The sequence below is a fragment of the Bacteroidia bacterium genome (genome assembly GCA_019695265.1).
GTDB lineage: Bacteria > Bacteroidota > Bacteroidia > JAIBAJ01 > JAIBAJ01 > JAIBAJ01.
In genome coordinates this window covers 1-13489 of record JAIBAJ010000103.1, presented here as the reverse complement: position 1 = coordinate 13489, position 13489 = coordinate 1, and the positions used below count along the sequence as shown (strand labels likewise).

The 13489-nt window shown below is 39.4% G+C and carries 11 protein-coding genes; 4 read left to right on the top strand and 7 right to left on the bottom strand.

Annotated features, from left to right (window positions below):
* Positions 1-515 precede the first annotated feature (515 nt).
* The 5 genes from K1X82_12620 to K1X82_12600 form a co-directional block, all read right to left on the bottom strand.
* Entirely contained in the window at positions 516-1820 is a 1305-nt protein-coding gene (locus K1X82_12620) for a citrate (Si)-synthase, eukaryotic (GenBank protein MBX7182950.1), read from the bottom strand.
* A gap of 31 nt (positions 1821-1851) precedes the next feature.
* The gene (eno, locus tag K1X82_12615; GenBank protein ID MBX7182949.1) at positions 1852-3141 is read right to left on the bottom strand and encodes a phosphopyruvate hydratase; all 1290 of its coding nucleotides are present in this window, start codon (positions 3139-3141) and stop codon (positions 1852-1854) included.
* Positions 3142-3394: 253 nt separating this feature from the next.
* Positions 3395-3868 (bottom strand): methylated-DNA--[protein]-cysteine S-methyltransferase, encoded by a 474-nt coding sequence (locus tag K1X82_12610; protein ID MBX7182948.1) that lies wholly within the window; start codon positions 3866-3868, stop codon positions 3395-3397.
* 4 nt (positions 3869-3872) lie between these two features.
* On the bottom strand, positions 3873-5924 hold the full coding sequence (locus K1X82_12605) for an OmpA family protein (protein ID MBX7182947.1): 2052 nt from the start codon (positions 5922-5924) through the stop codon (positions 3873-3875).
* Positions 5924-7030, bottom strand: a complete 1107-nt coding sequence (locus tag K1X82_12600) for a tetratricopeptide repeat protein (GenBank protein ID MBX7182946.1) — start codon at positions 7028-7030, stop codon at positions 5924-5926. The genes K1X82_12605 and K1X82_12600 overlap by 1 nt, the downstream gene beginning before the upstream one ends.
* A 340-nt stretch (positions 7031-7370) precedes the next feature.
* Between K1X82_12600 and K1X82_12595 the strand changes: the two genes are divergently transcribed.
* The 4 genes from K1X82_12595 to K1X82_12580 all read left to right on the top strand — a co-directional run bounded on the left by K1X82_12595 (position 7371) and on the right by K1X82_12580 (position 11793).
* Positions 7371-8564, top strand: a complete 1194-nt coding sequence (locus tag K1X82_12595; protein ID MBX7182945.1) for a pyridoxal phosphate-dependent aminotransferase — start codon at positions 7371-7373, stop codon at positions 8562-8564.
* 112 nt (positions 8565-8676) lie between these two features.
* Entirely contained in the window at positions 8677-9141 is a 465-nt protein-coding gene (gene greA / locus K1X82_12590) for a transcription elongation factor GreA (protein ID MBX7182944.1), read from the top strand.
* Complete coding sequence (locus K1X82_12585; GenBank protein ID MBX7182943.1) at positions 9141-9533, top strand: HIT family protein; 393 nt, start codon at positions 9141-9143, stop codon at positions 9531-9533. The genes greA and K1X82_12585 overlap by 1 nt, the downstream gene beginning before the upstream one ends.
* A gap of 646 nt (positions 9534-10179) precedes the next feature.
* The gene (locus K1X82_12580) at positions 10180-11793 is read left to right on the top strand and encodes an NAD(P)/FAD-dependent oxidoreductase (GenBank protein ID MBX7182942.1); all 1614 of its coding nucleotides are present in this window, start codon (positions 10180-10182) and stop codon (positions 11791-11793) included.
* A gap of 364 nt (positions 11794-12157) precedes the next feature.
* Here K1X82_12580 and K1X82_12575 read toward each other — a convergent pair whose 3' ends face one another.
* Positions 12158-12676 carry a GNAT family N-acetyltransferase gene (locus K1X82_12575; protein ID MBX7182941.1) on the bottom strand — a complete coding sequence of 173 codons (519 nt, stop codon included), beginning with the start codon at positions 12674-12676 and terminating at the stop codon, positions 12158-12160.
* Between the two features lie 90 nt (positions 12677-12766).
* Positions 12767-13489 (bottom strand): glycerophosphodiester phosphodiesterase (locus tag K1X82_12570; GenBank protein MBX7182940.1); only part of this gene is annotated, 723 nt, incomplete at its 5' end.

Sequence of the window (13489 nt, the reverse complement as noted above, 5' to 3'; positions counted from 1 at the left end):
CCATTTTTCTTAAGGATTGAGCTGGAACAATGAAGGCACTTTTTTTATTCATAACCTTTCAAATGCGTCAAAGCTATACACAGCAACAGATACAGCAATTTACAGCCTGAAATTTGTCTATTAACCCTAACATAATGTAACCTCAGCACTAACTAACACTAGCTCGGGGTTAACCCAAATCATCCCACATCCCATCGCGCTTGTCATTTGTTCACTTCGTTTCGGATTAACAAAAGGCATTGCAAAACAGCAATGGTCGAACATTTACCGATGAAGCAAAGATTGAAAGCAAACAGATTTTACCCTAAACCTGATAGAGGCAAATAGCTTTGCGGAATACAAATGCACTAGAAAGCAGAGTATACAGGTTTTTATACGAAAATAAGAAAATGCACACCGCAAACTATAGCCGATAGCAGGGATGCAGCCCATTCGAGTCCTCCAAGCTACGTTTCCAAAAAATAAAAAAGCCGTCCCAAAAAAGGAAACGGCTAATTATAAAAATTAAGGAAAGATTACAATCCGGCTTTTTTGCGCATCCACTCGGTAGTAACCGAACTTGGACGTTCAATCGGATGTCCTAAAGCGCGATCCCAAATCAATTGAGCCAATACACCCAATGATCTGGAAACTCCGAATAGAACGGTATAAAAATCGTATTCGGTTATTCCATAATGAACCAACAAGGCACCGGAATGAGCATCTACGTTTGGCCAAGGATTTTTAATTTTTCCGGTAGCCTCCAAAATAGGCGGAACCACTTCATATACAATGCCAACCAATTCGCATAAATCGTCCTGACCAATGTAACGGCGATAAAAATCTTGTTGAACAGAAAAGCGAGGGTCTGTTTTACGCAAAACAGCATGGCCATAACCCGGAACCACTTTTCCATTGGCCAAGGTTTGTTTCACATAGTCGGCAATTTGTTCTTTAGAAGGAGTTTTGGTACCAATTTCGTCCTGCATTTGGAACAACCATTTAATCACTTCCTGATTTGCCAAACCGTGCAAAGGACCTGCAAGACCGTTCATACCGGCTGAAAAAGAATAATAGGCATCACTGAGAGCTGAACCAACCAAATGAGTAGCATGAGCAGATACATTACCTCCTTCGTGGTCGGCATGAATGGTTAAATACAAACGCATTAACCTTTTCACATCCAGGGTATTATATCCCATCATGTGAGCAAAATTGGCTGCCCAGTCTAAAGATTTATCTGGTTCAATTTGCACATTGTTTTTATACGTTCTTCGGTAAATGTAGGAAGCAATACGAGGTAATTTAGCAATCAGGTTCAAGGAATCTTCGAATGTTGCATCCCAATAATCTTTCTTACTCAAACCTTTATCATAGCGAGCTGAAAATACACTTTCGGTTCGGCAAGCCAAAACACCTATACTAAACTGAGTCATTGGATGCGTATCGATAGGCAATGCATCCAGGGTTTTGAACACGTGATCGGGTACATCGCTGCGGTCGGCTAATGCTTTGCTTAAGGCAAAAACATCTTCTTGCGATGGAATTTCACCCAATAGCATCAATAGAAATAAACCTTCGGGCAAAGGTTCAAAACCACCAACTGCTTTTGGTAATTTTTCTCTTAGTTCAGGGATAGTATACCCTCTGAAACGGATTCCTTCTTCCGGGTCCAGTTTAGATGTTTCAGTCACTAAACCAATCATACTTTTCATACCACCATAAACTTTATCGATGGTGATATCGCCAATAACTACATTTCCATGTTCCTTAATAAATTGCTTAGTTTCAACGGCCATTGGCAAGGCCTTCTCTGCAAATTTCCTCTTTAATTCTTCCATACGCTTTAGACTAAATGGGTTTGATGTCTATTTATTTAATGAATTTAAAATTTCTTCCCGGAAAAACCGCATTGTTACCCAACATTTCTTCAATACGTAACAATTGGTTGTATTTAGCAATCCGATCGCTTCGGCTGGCAGAACCTGTTTTAATTTGACCACAGTTCAGGGCTACAGCCAAATCTGCGATAGTGGTATCCTCTGTTTCACCGCTGCGGTGGCTCATAACGCTCGTATAACTTGCGTTTTTAGCCATGCTTACCGCATCTATTGTTTCTGTTAACGACCCTATCTGATTCACTTTTACCAAAATCGAGTTTGCAACGGAAGTATCGATACCTTGTTTCAATCGTTTAACATTTGTTACAAACAAATCATCCCCAACCAATTGAACCCGGTCGCCTATGGTTTGAGTCAACAATTTCCATCCATCCCAATCGTCTTCAAACAATCCATCCTCAATGGATAAGATGGGATATTTGGAGGTCCAGTCCTTCCAATAGGCTACCATTTCGGAAGAACTAAGTTTACGTCCATCCGACTTTTTAAAATGATACACCTTTTCATCTTCTAAATAAAACTCCGACGAGGCGGCGTCCATAGCGATGTAAATGTCAATACCCGGGCGATATCCTGCTTTTTCAATGGCTTGTAAAACAGATTCGATAGCTTCTTCATTGGATTTCAGGTTTGGAGCAAAACCACCTTCATCACCCACATTGGTGCTCATACCTTTGGATTTCAACACATTTTTCAAATGATGAAAAACTTCAGTTCCCATTCGCAAAGCATCCGAAAAGCGATCTGCGCCAACCGGCATAATCATAAATTCCTGAAAATCGATGGAATTATCGGCATGACTTCCACCGTTTAAAATATTCATCAACGGAATTGGCAAGGTATTGGCATTTACCCCACCTACATACCGAAACAAAGGTTGTCCTGAAATTTGAGCAGCAGCCTTAGCAGCAGCCAGGGAAACACCTAAAATGGCATTGGCACCCAAATTACTTTTATTGTCAGTGCCATCCAGTTCCAACATTTTGGCATCCAATCCATTTTGGTCAAATACCGGCCATCCTTGAAGTTCTTCAGCAATAACTGTGTTTACATGGTTTACTGCATTTAACACTCCTTTTCCTAAGTAAAGGCCTTTATCTCCATCCCGTAATTCAACAGCTTCATGTTTACCGGTAGAAGCACCCGAAGGCACAGCGGCCCTCCCAAATGCTCCGGAATCAGTTATTACATCTACTTCAACCGTTGGATTTCCTCTGGAATCAAGAATTTGACGGGCTTGAATGCCTGCAATGGTACTCATGAGTGTATTTATTTTTTCGGATGCAAACTTAGAATAATTACTGAACAGGCAAAGGGTTTAAGTCATTTATGATACTGATTTTGGTTATTTTTTCTTGGTTATTCTTACAATTCAAACAGGAAAACCTAGGCTGAATCAGGAATTATACTGTTTAACCCAATCAACAAGCCCATTTATGCGGCTAAATTTGGGCCGGCAGAAACCGGCAGTAATGAAGCTCAAGCAGAGTTTTTGACTTACTTCAGAAACAATTTCAAAAAATCAAGGTCTCTTGTTTATCAAATCCTTCGTGTCGAAGCAGCCATTTTTTTCGAGGTAATCCACCGGCATAGCCAACCAAATCACCGGAGGAGCCAATTACCCGGTGGCAAGGTATAATAATTCCCAAGGGATTTTTACCATTGGCTGATGCAGCTGCCCGAATTGTTTTAGGATTGCCCAGTCGATTGGCAAGTTCTGAATAACTAATGGTAGTCCCATAAGGAATTTTCAGAAGTTCGTTCCAAACCTTGATTTGGAAATCTGTTCCAATTGGATGCAAGGCTATGTCAAACCGGGTGCGTTTCCCATGGAAATACTCCACAAATTGCTGTGCAGCTTCTTTTAAAAATTGGGAATCGGAAAAACGAGTTTGGTAATTCTCCACAAACCAAGCCTTTTCTAATCCTTGCCCATTTTCCTGTAGCAATAAATCACCTAGTGGCGTAGATACCAGGCATTCGTTCATGTGGCTATTTTTCCAATATTTTAAACTCCGTACGACGGTTTAATTGCCTACCTTCTTCCGTTTCATTTTCCACAATTGGCTGTGCCTCACCATACCCTTTAAATTCCAAGCGTTTAGCGTCTATGCCATGGGCTACCAGATAATCAACAACGGCCTTTGCTCTACTTTGCGACAATTTTTGGTTGTACTCATCAGAACCTTTGTTATCCGTATGTCCTGAAATTTCAATACGCATGTGCGACAATTCACTTAACAAAGCAATAAGGCGTTCTAATTCAGCTGTACTTTCCGGACGCAAGCTTGATTTATCGAAGTCAAAAAAGATATTTCTAAGTATAATTTTGGCTCCAACTGCCACCTTTTTCAATGCGATATTTTTTTCAATTTCCTGATAATCGGAATTTGCCGGAACATCGAAATTTTCGGAATGAAAAAGGTAGTCGGGATGTTTTACAGCAATCCCATAATTTTTACCACTTGGCAAGGATACCAAGTATTTCCCTGAACTTCCATTGGATTTAAAAGTAGCAATTACTTCATTTTTAACATTATCAACCAAATCAATTTCAGCTTCAACGGGTTGTAAAGTCAACTGATCAGAAATGATACCTTTTAATAAGGTTACCTTCACCGCTTCTACTTTAACTATCGGTTCAACGAACTTGCTGCTAAGGGGTTGGGCCTTACTGGCAATCAGGTTATCTTCATTCAACAAAATCAGCGGTTTTTCAGGACCCAAAAAAGAAATTTTTAGCAAGTCCTTTTCCCCATAGCCATTGGTTGAAAATGAGGCATAATAGCCATGTTTACTATTGGCAGATAAAACAAAAAACACATCGTCGTCAGGGGTATTAACCGGGTATCCTAAGTTCTCCGGAGTTGTCCAGGTATTTGTTGTGGCATCATAGGTTGTTTTGAAAATATCGTAACCACCCATACTGGTAAAACCTTGACTTGAGAAATAAAACGTTTTACCATCCGGATGCATAAAAACCCCTTCTTCGTTATACGGAGTATTAATACTTCCTGCATTAAAGGCATCATTCCATCTGCCTTTTTTGTCTTTCTTACAAATCCAAATATCCCTTCCACCTTTGCCATCTTCCCTTTCGCTAACAAAAAATAAGGTATTTTCATCGGGGCTAAGACAAACAGTAGTTTCCCTTTCGTTGGTGTTGATATCCTTTTCCAGATTTCGAATCTTTCCCCAATCTTTCCCTTTTAATTCAGAATATTTGATATCTCCATTTTTGCTTGTTCCATCAAATAGGTATAATTTCTGTCCATCCGCACTTAAACCGGCAGTTGCATCGTGGTAATCGGAATTAATGGGCGGTCCTAAATTAACCGGTTTAGTCCAAACCCCATTTACATTTCTGGTCACATATACATCTTCAAAATATTCCCCGGTTTCACTATCCGGATCTCCTAAGGAACCCTGTCTTTTTGAAGTAAAATACATAATGCTTTCGTCGGCGGAAATTAATGGTGAAAAGTCGGAATATTTGGAATTAACAACATCACCCAAGTTATCAATAAACACTCTTACCGGGTTTTTGACATACACCTTTCCATACTCGCATTCCTGGATTAACTTATTTACTTCCAATTGTTTATCTCCTGATTTTTTCTGATTTTGAATCTCAACCCGAAACAGTTTATACTCTGTGATGGCCTTATCTAGTTCTAAATTCAAGTGGTAACCTCTACCTAGAAAATAATGAATATCAACAAAATCAGGTTTCAATTGAAAGGCCTTTTGGAAATGAACCAGGCATTTAGATTTAAAACCTGACCATAGGTAGGAAATACCTAATTTGTAATGAAGTTCGGCGTTGTTTGGATTAAATGAATTAGCTTTTTCAAACAATTCAATGGCTTTTGAATAAAACGCTTTTCCTTTTTCAAACAAATCCGATGCCTGTTCGAAGCTTTTACGCGCCTCCTTCAAACCATCTTTATCATTAGGAAAATTCTCCTTGGTAAAATCAACATTCTGTGCCCAAGAAACGAGGTTTAATCCGATCAGGAAAAGTGCTATGGTGTACTTTTTCATTATTTCCTCAATTTGTATTTTTCTTCCAAATCCGATTTATTGTCACAATCATTAAGAAATTGTTGAGCATTTTTCAATCCCAATGATGCAGCCTTGGCCCAGTCTTCACAAGCCTTATCTTGTTTTCGATCCATTTCGTAACCAATCCCCCGATTTAAGTAAGCTGCGGCCGATGTGTTTTGAAGTTCAATTGCCTTTGTACAATCTTCTATACATCCTTTGTAGTCTTTCATTTTATGTTTTGCTGCAGCCCTATTAACCAATGCCATCACATAGGAAGGGTCAATTTTTAATGCTTGGTTAAAATCTTCGATGGCACCGGCATAATCACCTTGATCAAACTTGGCACTGCCCCGGTTATTAAAAGCAACGCTATACCCCGGTTTGAGACGTATGGCATTAGAAAATTCAGTAATAGAAAGTTCATATTTACCTTTTTGCCTTAGGGCCGAACCCAGGTTATTATAGGCAAAAGCAAGTTTAGGATCCAATTTAATGGATTGGTTGTAATCCGAAATAGCACCTTCGAGGTCATTTAGTTGCCTTTTAACACTTCCTCGGTCATTCCAGGCATATACATAGTTCGGATCTGCTTGAATGGCGGCAGTAAAATCATTTAATGCCGCTTTATGATCGCCTTGTTCGAATTTTAAAACGCCTCTGAAATAAACATATGTGGGATTTTCCGAATTTAATAGGATTGCTGTATTAAAATCCTTCATGGCCCCATCTTTCAATCCGGATTTCAAATAGGTTTCACCCCTGCTAAAAACGGCCAAATCATTTGAAGGATTTAATTCCAACACTTTGGTATAGTCAGCAATGGCACCCAAATAATCCTTGTTTTCTTCTTTCGCTTTTCCCCGATTAAACCAAGCCTTTTCAAAACTTGGTTTCAAAGAAATTGATTTATCAAAATGCTGAATGGCATCCTTAATTCGCCCGGCCTCATAAGCTTTTACGCCATCGTTATAGGCGTTCATGGCTACAATTTCCATTTCTGCCAGGGTATCCTTCACCACGATCAATTGTGGTACGGAATCGGTTTGGCTCCAGGCATTTTGGGTGACAAAGAATAGGCAAAGTGGTATAAAAAATCGCTTCATTGATGACAATGTTGGGGAAAGTTAATTAATAAAATATACCGGCTACAATTCATTTTTTACCTGTACTAGTTTACAATAAACAGGAACTAAAAAACACCTTATAACAATAGTATGGATGTTTGGTTCTAAGAATAAAGTCTAAACTTTTCTTCTTTTGGAACCATGGTATAAAGGTAGGTAATGAAAAACACCCACTCTTCAATCGAAGGATAAAATATTAACCGTCTTTCCACAATAATTTCCCTTTTTGAAATGGTACGAATAAGAAACCTTCGTCAGTTTTTTGCAATTGCAAGGAGTAATTTGCCTACGTTTGCCTCGAAATTTTAGTTTATCTGTAATGGAAAAAGTATCTGAAAGGCTTAATAGACTAAGCGAATCTCAAACTTTAGCAATGGCTAGGTTGAGTCGTGAGTTAACAGCCCAAGGTATTGATGTAATTAGTTTAAGTTTAGGCGAACCCGACTTCAACACCCCGGATCACGTTAAGGAAGCTGCCAAAAAAGCATTGGATGAAAATATTACCCATTATCCTCCAATTGCCGGATTTTTGGAATTGAGAAAAGCAGTTTCTGAAAAATTCAAACGTGAAAATGATTTGGATTATAGCCCGGAACAAATTGTGGTTAGCACCGGAGCAAAACAAAGCATTGCCAACGTTGTACTTTCCTTGATTGACAAAGGAGATGAAGTTATTCTCCTTTCACCCTACTGGGTTAGCTACCTCGAAATTGTAAAAATGGCTGAAGGTACACCGGTGATGGTGAAAGCCGGAATTGAAAGTGATTTCAAAGTTAGCGCAAGTCAAATTGAACAAGCGATTACCTCAAAAACCAGACTGATTATTTTCAGTTCCCCTTGCAATCCTACCGGTTCAGTTTACAGCCAATCGGAATTAGAAGCTATTGCTGAAGTGGTTTCAAAACACGAACGAGTATTGGTTTTATCGGATGAAATCTATGAACATATCAATTTCAGCGGAAAGACCTATAGCATTGGACGCTGCGAGGTATTGAAAAACAGGGTTATTACTGTAAATGGATTATCGAAAGCATATGCCATGACTGGTTGGCGTTTAGGTTTTATTGGTGCTCCACTTTGGATTGCCAAAGCCTGCGACAAAATGCAAGGTCAAATTACTTCCGGCACCTCCACTATCAGTCAAATGGCAGCTATTGCGGCCCTTAATTCACCTCCTTCTTTAACCGAAGGCATGACAAAGGAATTTCACAAACGCCGTGATTTGTGTTTTGAACTTCTAAGTGAAATACCTGGGTTAAAGTGCAATAAACCGGAAGGCGCTTTTTACTTTTTCCCTGAAATTTCTTCCTATTTCGGAAAATCTTACCAAGGAAAAACCATTCAAAATGCAGAAGAACTTTGCATGTTTTTATTGCATGAAGGACATGTGGCAACGGTTTCAGGGGATGCCTTTGGAGAACCTAATTGCATTCGCTTGTCCTATGCAACTTCTGAAGCAAACTTAAGAAAGGCTATTGAAAGAATAAAAAACACCCTAGCTAAATTGAGCTAATTCCTTGCAAGTTTTTTTGGTTATTTAAAAAAATCTTTAATTTTGACCTCACAAAGGATCCCGGAATTTTTCGGGATTCTTCTTTTTATGTATCAACCGTAACGTTTAGGCTATGAACTATATGACCGAAGAAGGGCTCCAAAAATTGATAGACGAGCTCCACCAATTAAAAACCTTTGAGCGCCCAAGCATTTCAAAACAAATCGCAGAGGCAAGAGACAAAGGAGATTTAAGCGAAAATGCTGAATACGATGCAGCCAAAGAGGCCCAAGGCCTATTGGAACTTAAAATTTCTAAATTGGAAGATGCAGTTGCCAATGCCAAAGTGATTGATCCATCCAAAATAGATTTAAGCAAAGTTTCCTTGTTGACTGTGGTAAAATTAAAAAACCACAACAACGGTTCTACCATTACTTATTCCATAGTACCGGAAAAAGAGGCCAATTTTAAAGAAGGAAAAATTTCAGTTGAAAGTCCGGTTGCCAAAGGATTACTCGGAAAAGCAAAAGGCGAAGTTGTAGATGTAAAAGTACCTGCAGGAGTGATAAAATTCGAGGTATTGGAAATTAGCAAATAATGGCCAGCATCTTTTCCAAAATTGTAGCCGGAGAAATTCCTTGCCATAAAATTGCCGAAACCGAGGATTACCTTGCCTTCCTCGATGTCTTCCCCTTGGTGGAAGGACATATTTTGGTTATTCCTAAAAAAGAGGTCGATTACCTTTTCGACTTGGATGATTCACTTTACCAAGGCTTGATGCAATTTGCCAAAACAATTTCCATCGCACTTAAAAAGGCAATTCCTTGCACTAAAGTTGGTGTAGCTGTAATTGGACTAGAAGTACCACATGCTCACATTCACCTCATCCCAATGAATCAGGTTTCGGACATGAACTTCTCGAAACCAAAACTTAGTTTGAGCCAAGAAAAATTAAAAGAAATAGCAGAAAAGATAAAAGCTGAATTATAAACCCTTTCAGCCTCAAAAAAAAAAGACTTTCAACAAGAAGGTCTTTTTTTTTGAATCCAACACAAAAGAATCAATAGAACTATCGAACCGGGTTTCGAGGCAAATGTTTGGTATTATTTTCACGCCATTTTTTACCGAAAGTACCTTATTAATGACCAATTGCAGGAATTAGCAAACAATGAAAAATTGTCATTGGAATTTTAAGCTTAGGTTCGAGATAGGGTTAGTAAGGTTTTTAAGTAGAGTTTGTAACCTTGGCATTAATTAACACTAACTCGGTATAACCATAAATCTGCGGCCTTTTACTTTTTTCAGAACACCTTCTGCATTAATAAACTCTTTTCCTGTAAAACTCTACTAAAGAACAAAGATGGCCCGGGTTTAGATCGGTTAGGGATAGAGGCAGGTAGCCCACAGGAGACCAACGGCGCTAGCCTAGGGCGACGAGGACTACCGCCGAAAGCCCGACCATGAGCCTTGTTAAACCAATAAAATTGCACTCCAATAATTGGCGAATGGGAACCGCCAAATAAGAATTAAAACAAAGAAATTGAAAGCAAACCTTCACTGAATACCTTGCATTTTTTAACAACAAACCCCTTGTTTCCTATTTAAACAGGTTTACTTTTGTAGAAATCAGCCATGCATGTTCAAACCCAAATCATACAAACGTTTTAAGCCGGAAACTCCTTTTGATGTCATTATTATCGGATCAGGAATTGGAGGAATGGCTGCCGGATCACTTCTTTCGCAAGATGGTTACAAAGTGCTAATGCTGGAACAACATTATACAGCCGGCGGATTTACCCATATGTTTAAACGAGGCGATTGGGAATGGGATGTGGGAATCCATTACATTGGTGAAGTAAACAGACCACAAAGCTTTTTGAAAATTATGTTCGATGCAGTTACGGATGGAAGTCTTAACTGGCACGAAATGAGCGATATATATGATAAAGTTATTATTGCCGGACGACAATTTAATTTTCCGAAAGGGACCAATAATTTCAAGGATTATTTAAAGAAGGAATTTCCTGGCGAAGAAAAGGCGATTGACCAATACATTCAATTGGTTTACAAAGTAGCTAACTCTGCCTTGTTTTATTTCATGGACAAAACCCTTCATCCGGTTTTATCGAATACAATTGGTTACTTTTTACGAAGGAATTTTCTAAAATACAGCGACAAAACCACCTTGCAAGTATTGCAATCTCTTACATCAAACAAGGAATTGATAGGGGTTTTAACTGCTCAATTTGGCGATTATGGCTGTACACCCGGAAAAAGCAGTTTCGCCATTCATGCCATGGTGGTGAAACATTATTTAGGTGGTGGAGCCTATCCGGTTGGAGGGGCAAAAAACATTGCCAATGCAATGCTACCCATGCTGACAAAAGCGGGTGGAGAAGTGCTGGTAAATGCCAAAGTGAAAGAAATAGTTGTTGAAAATGGTCATGCGGTTGGGGTAAAAATGGAAGATGGACATGTGTTTAAAGCCGGGAAAATTATTAGCAATGCCGGAGCCAATTTAACTTACAAGCACTTGCTTCCTTTGGAATTTGGGGCCCAAGTTGGTATTCCGGGCAAGGTACCCAATTCGCCTTCGCACGTTTGTTTATACATTGGAGTTGAGGAAGATATAGAACCTTATCTAGACGGAAATGCAAACTTTTGGATTTATCCTGATCCGGACCACGATGCCACCCAGGCTAGGTTTGAAAAGGATCGATCCTCTGAATTTCCGGTGGTATATATTTCCTTTCCATCGGCCAAAGATCCGGAGTGGAAAAAACAGCATCCGAACAAGAGTACGATTGAAATAATTACGGTGGCACCATATTCCTGGTTTTCACCATGGGAAAATGAGAGATGGATGCACCGAGGCGAAGAATATCAAGCCCTAAAAGATGAATTTAGTCAACGATTATTGACCCATTTGTATCGAGTTGTTCCGGCTCTTGAAGGTAAAATTGCTTTTTATGAATTGTCCACTCCCCTTTCCACTAAACATTTTGCAGCCTATGAATTTGGCGAAATTTATGGATTGGATCATACGCCCGAACGATTCCGTATGAATAAGCTAAGGCCTCGAACCCCGGTAAAAAACTTATATTTAACCGGACAAGATGTAGTTTCAGTTGGTATTGGTGGAGCATTAATTGCCGGAGCCCTAACCGCCCAAGTGGTAAGCGGTAAAAATTTGTTAAGCAAAATTGGTAAGCGTAAAAAGGAAATAAAAGCTGCTTTAAGCGATTCATAATTGGGGTAGTCTGTTATATTCCGGCGGGATAAAACGTCTATTTTTAGTATTTCTTTTATGCGGGCCCCCTCCGCCTTACCCTAGTTTTGCAAGACACCCAAAGCATCTTGCATGGGCGTTCGGGTCACGCTATCGGCTGTAGTCCTCGTCGCCCTTGGCTAGCGCCGCGTTCGCCTGTGGGCTACTTGCCTCTATCGTTGCCCGAGACCCAACCTCAAACTTTCATTTCTAATCCAACTTGCTAAGGGGTCTATCAGAACACTGCAAGGAATTGTGGATGCCCCTGAAAAAAACTGGCAACCTGTTCTTCTACATGACTAGTTATATCTTGGATTAGGAATAGTTGGAGTATTTTAAGCAAACTTTACTTATCTAACTCCTTTTTCATTCGGTAATCGTACACCAAATAGCCTTTTCCAAAATCATGTTCAAGCGATTCTACAATGGAAAAGCCATTGCGTTGGTAAAACCCTATCGCCCCTTCATTCTGACGATTTACTATAAGGTCAATTCGTTTATATCCACGCTTCTTTGCTTCAGAAATGGAAAAATCCATAGCCATTTGTCCCATTCCTTTTCCTCTTGCCTCGGATAGCAAATACAGTTTACTCAACAAAACTCTGTCTGGCTGATAAACCAGCGCAAAATACCCTTGGCAAATGCCATTCGAATAAATGAGAAAGTATTCGTAACCCGATTGAATTTGCTCTTTTAAAGCTGCTACGGTTTGAAATCGATGGATAAATTGCTCACAGTTTTCCAATTCCACATAAGCGCCATACACCTCCGGAACAATAATACGAGCCATGGTTTCAATGGCCATCAAATCTTCATCCTCTATCGCCAAATAAAAGCCACTTCCCTCTTCTGTTATTGGTTTCATGTTGTTCGGAATTTATAAAAGCACTTGAATTCAGATGAAAGAAATTAGTCAATACCAGATTTCGAATAAAGGCAGATTCAATATTGATAATCAACGAAGTGTGACTGCTAAATCGGGGTAATCGGTAATAATTCCATCTACGCCCCACTCTATTAATTTCTTCATTTCTTCTTCTTCATTTACTGTCCAAGGAACAATTTTCATCTTTTTCTGATGGCAAAATCCAATCAAATCGGGGGTTACCATCGTGTAACTTGGACTTAACACTTCGACCGAAAAGCCGCATTGGGCCAATTTCGCTTTGGGGTTTTCCAATTCGTCCACCAACAAGGAAAGTTTATATTTTGGGTGAAAATCATGCATTACCCGAAGGCTACGAATATCAAAACTCTGAATAACACAACGATTTTCAAGTCCGGCCTTTTCTATTTCATCCGTAACAAGTTTGCAAAAGGTTGTTGGATTTGGATGAAAAATATGGTCTTGATCCGGGCTGGATTTAATTTCAATATTATACTGTATTCCTTGAATTTTATGTTCCTTAATAAATGCCTCTACCTTTTCGAACACTTCAGACAAAAGAGGTTTGTACGTTTTCATCTTTTGTTGGTATGGAAAACGTGGGTGTAATTTACTACCGCAATCCCACTGTTTAATTTCAGCATAAGTCATTTTAAACAGGTTGAAATTTTTCTCGGTGGTAGTATCGGGCGAAATTCCTTGTGGAGAAGTGGCAATTTCCCAACCCATCCAAGGTTCATGAGATACAACGACCTGACTATCAGCCGAAATTACAACATCCAATTTCAAGGT

Bases quoted from the DNA above. Each gene is read 5' to 3' on its own strand.
- K1X82_12580 (MBX7182942.1), top strand. From the start codon at position 10,180: ATGTTCAAACCCAAATCATACAAACGTTTTAAGCCGGAAACTCCTTTT.
- K1X82_12605 (MBX7182947.1), bottom strand. From the start codon at position 5,924: ATGAAAAAGTACACCATAGCACTTTTCCTGATCGGATTAAACCTCGTT.
- K1X82_12575 (MBX7182941.1), bottom strand. From the start codon at position 12,676: ATGAAACCAATAACAGAAGAGGGAAGTGGCTTTTATTTGGCGATAGAG.
- K1X82_12585 (MBX7182943.1), top strand. From the start codon at position 9,141: ATGGCCAGCATCTTTTCCAAAATTGTAGCCGGAGAAATTCCTTGCCAT.
- eno (MBX7182949.1), bottom strand. From the start codon at position 3,141: ATGAGTACCATTGCAGGCATTCAAGCCCGTCAAATTCTTGATTCCAGA.
- K1X82_12600 (MBX7182946.1), bottom strand. From the start codon at position 7,030: ATGAAGCGATTTTTTATACCACTTTGCCTATTCTTTGTCACCCAAAAT.
- K1X82_12620 (MBX7182950.1), bottom strand. From the start codon at position 1,820: ATGGAAGAATTAAAGAGGAAATTTGCAGAGAAGGCCTTGCCAATGGCC.
- K1X82_12610 (MBX7182948.1), bottom strand. From the start codon at position 3,868: ATGAACGAATGCCTGGTATCTACGCCACTAGGTGATTTATTGCTACAG.
- K1X82_12595 (MBX7182945.1), top strand. From the start codon at position 7,371: ATGGAAAAAGTATCTGAAAGGCTTAATAGACTAAGCGAATCTCAAACT.
- greA (MBX7182944.1), top strand. From the start codon at position 8,677: ATGAACTATATGACCGAAGAAGGGCTCCAAAAATTGATAGACGAGCTC.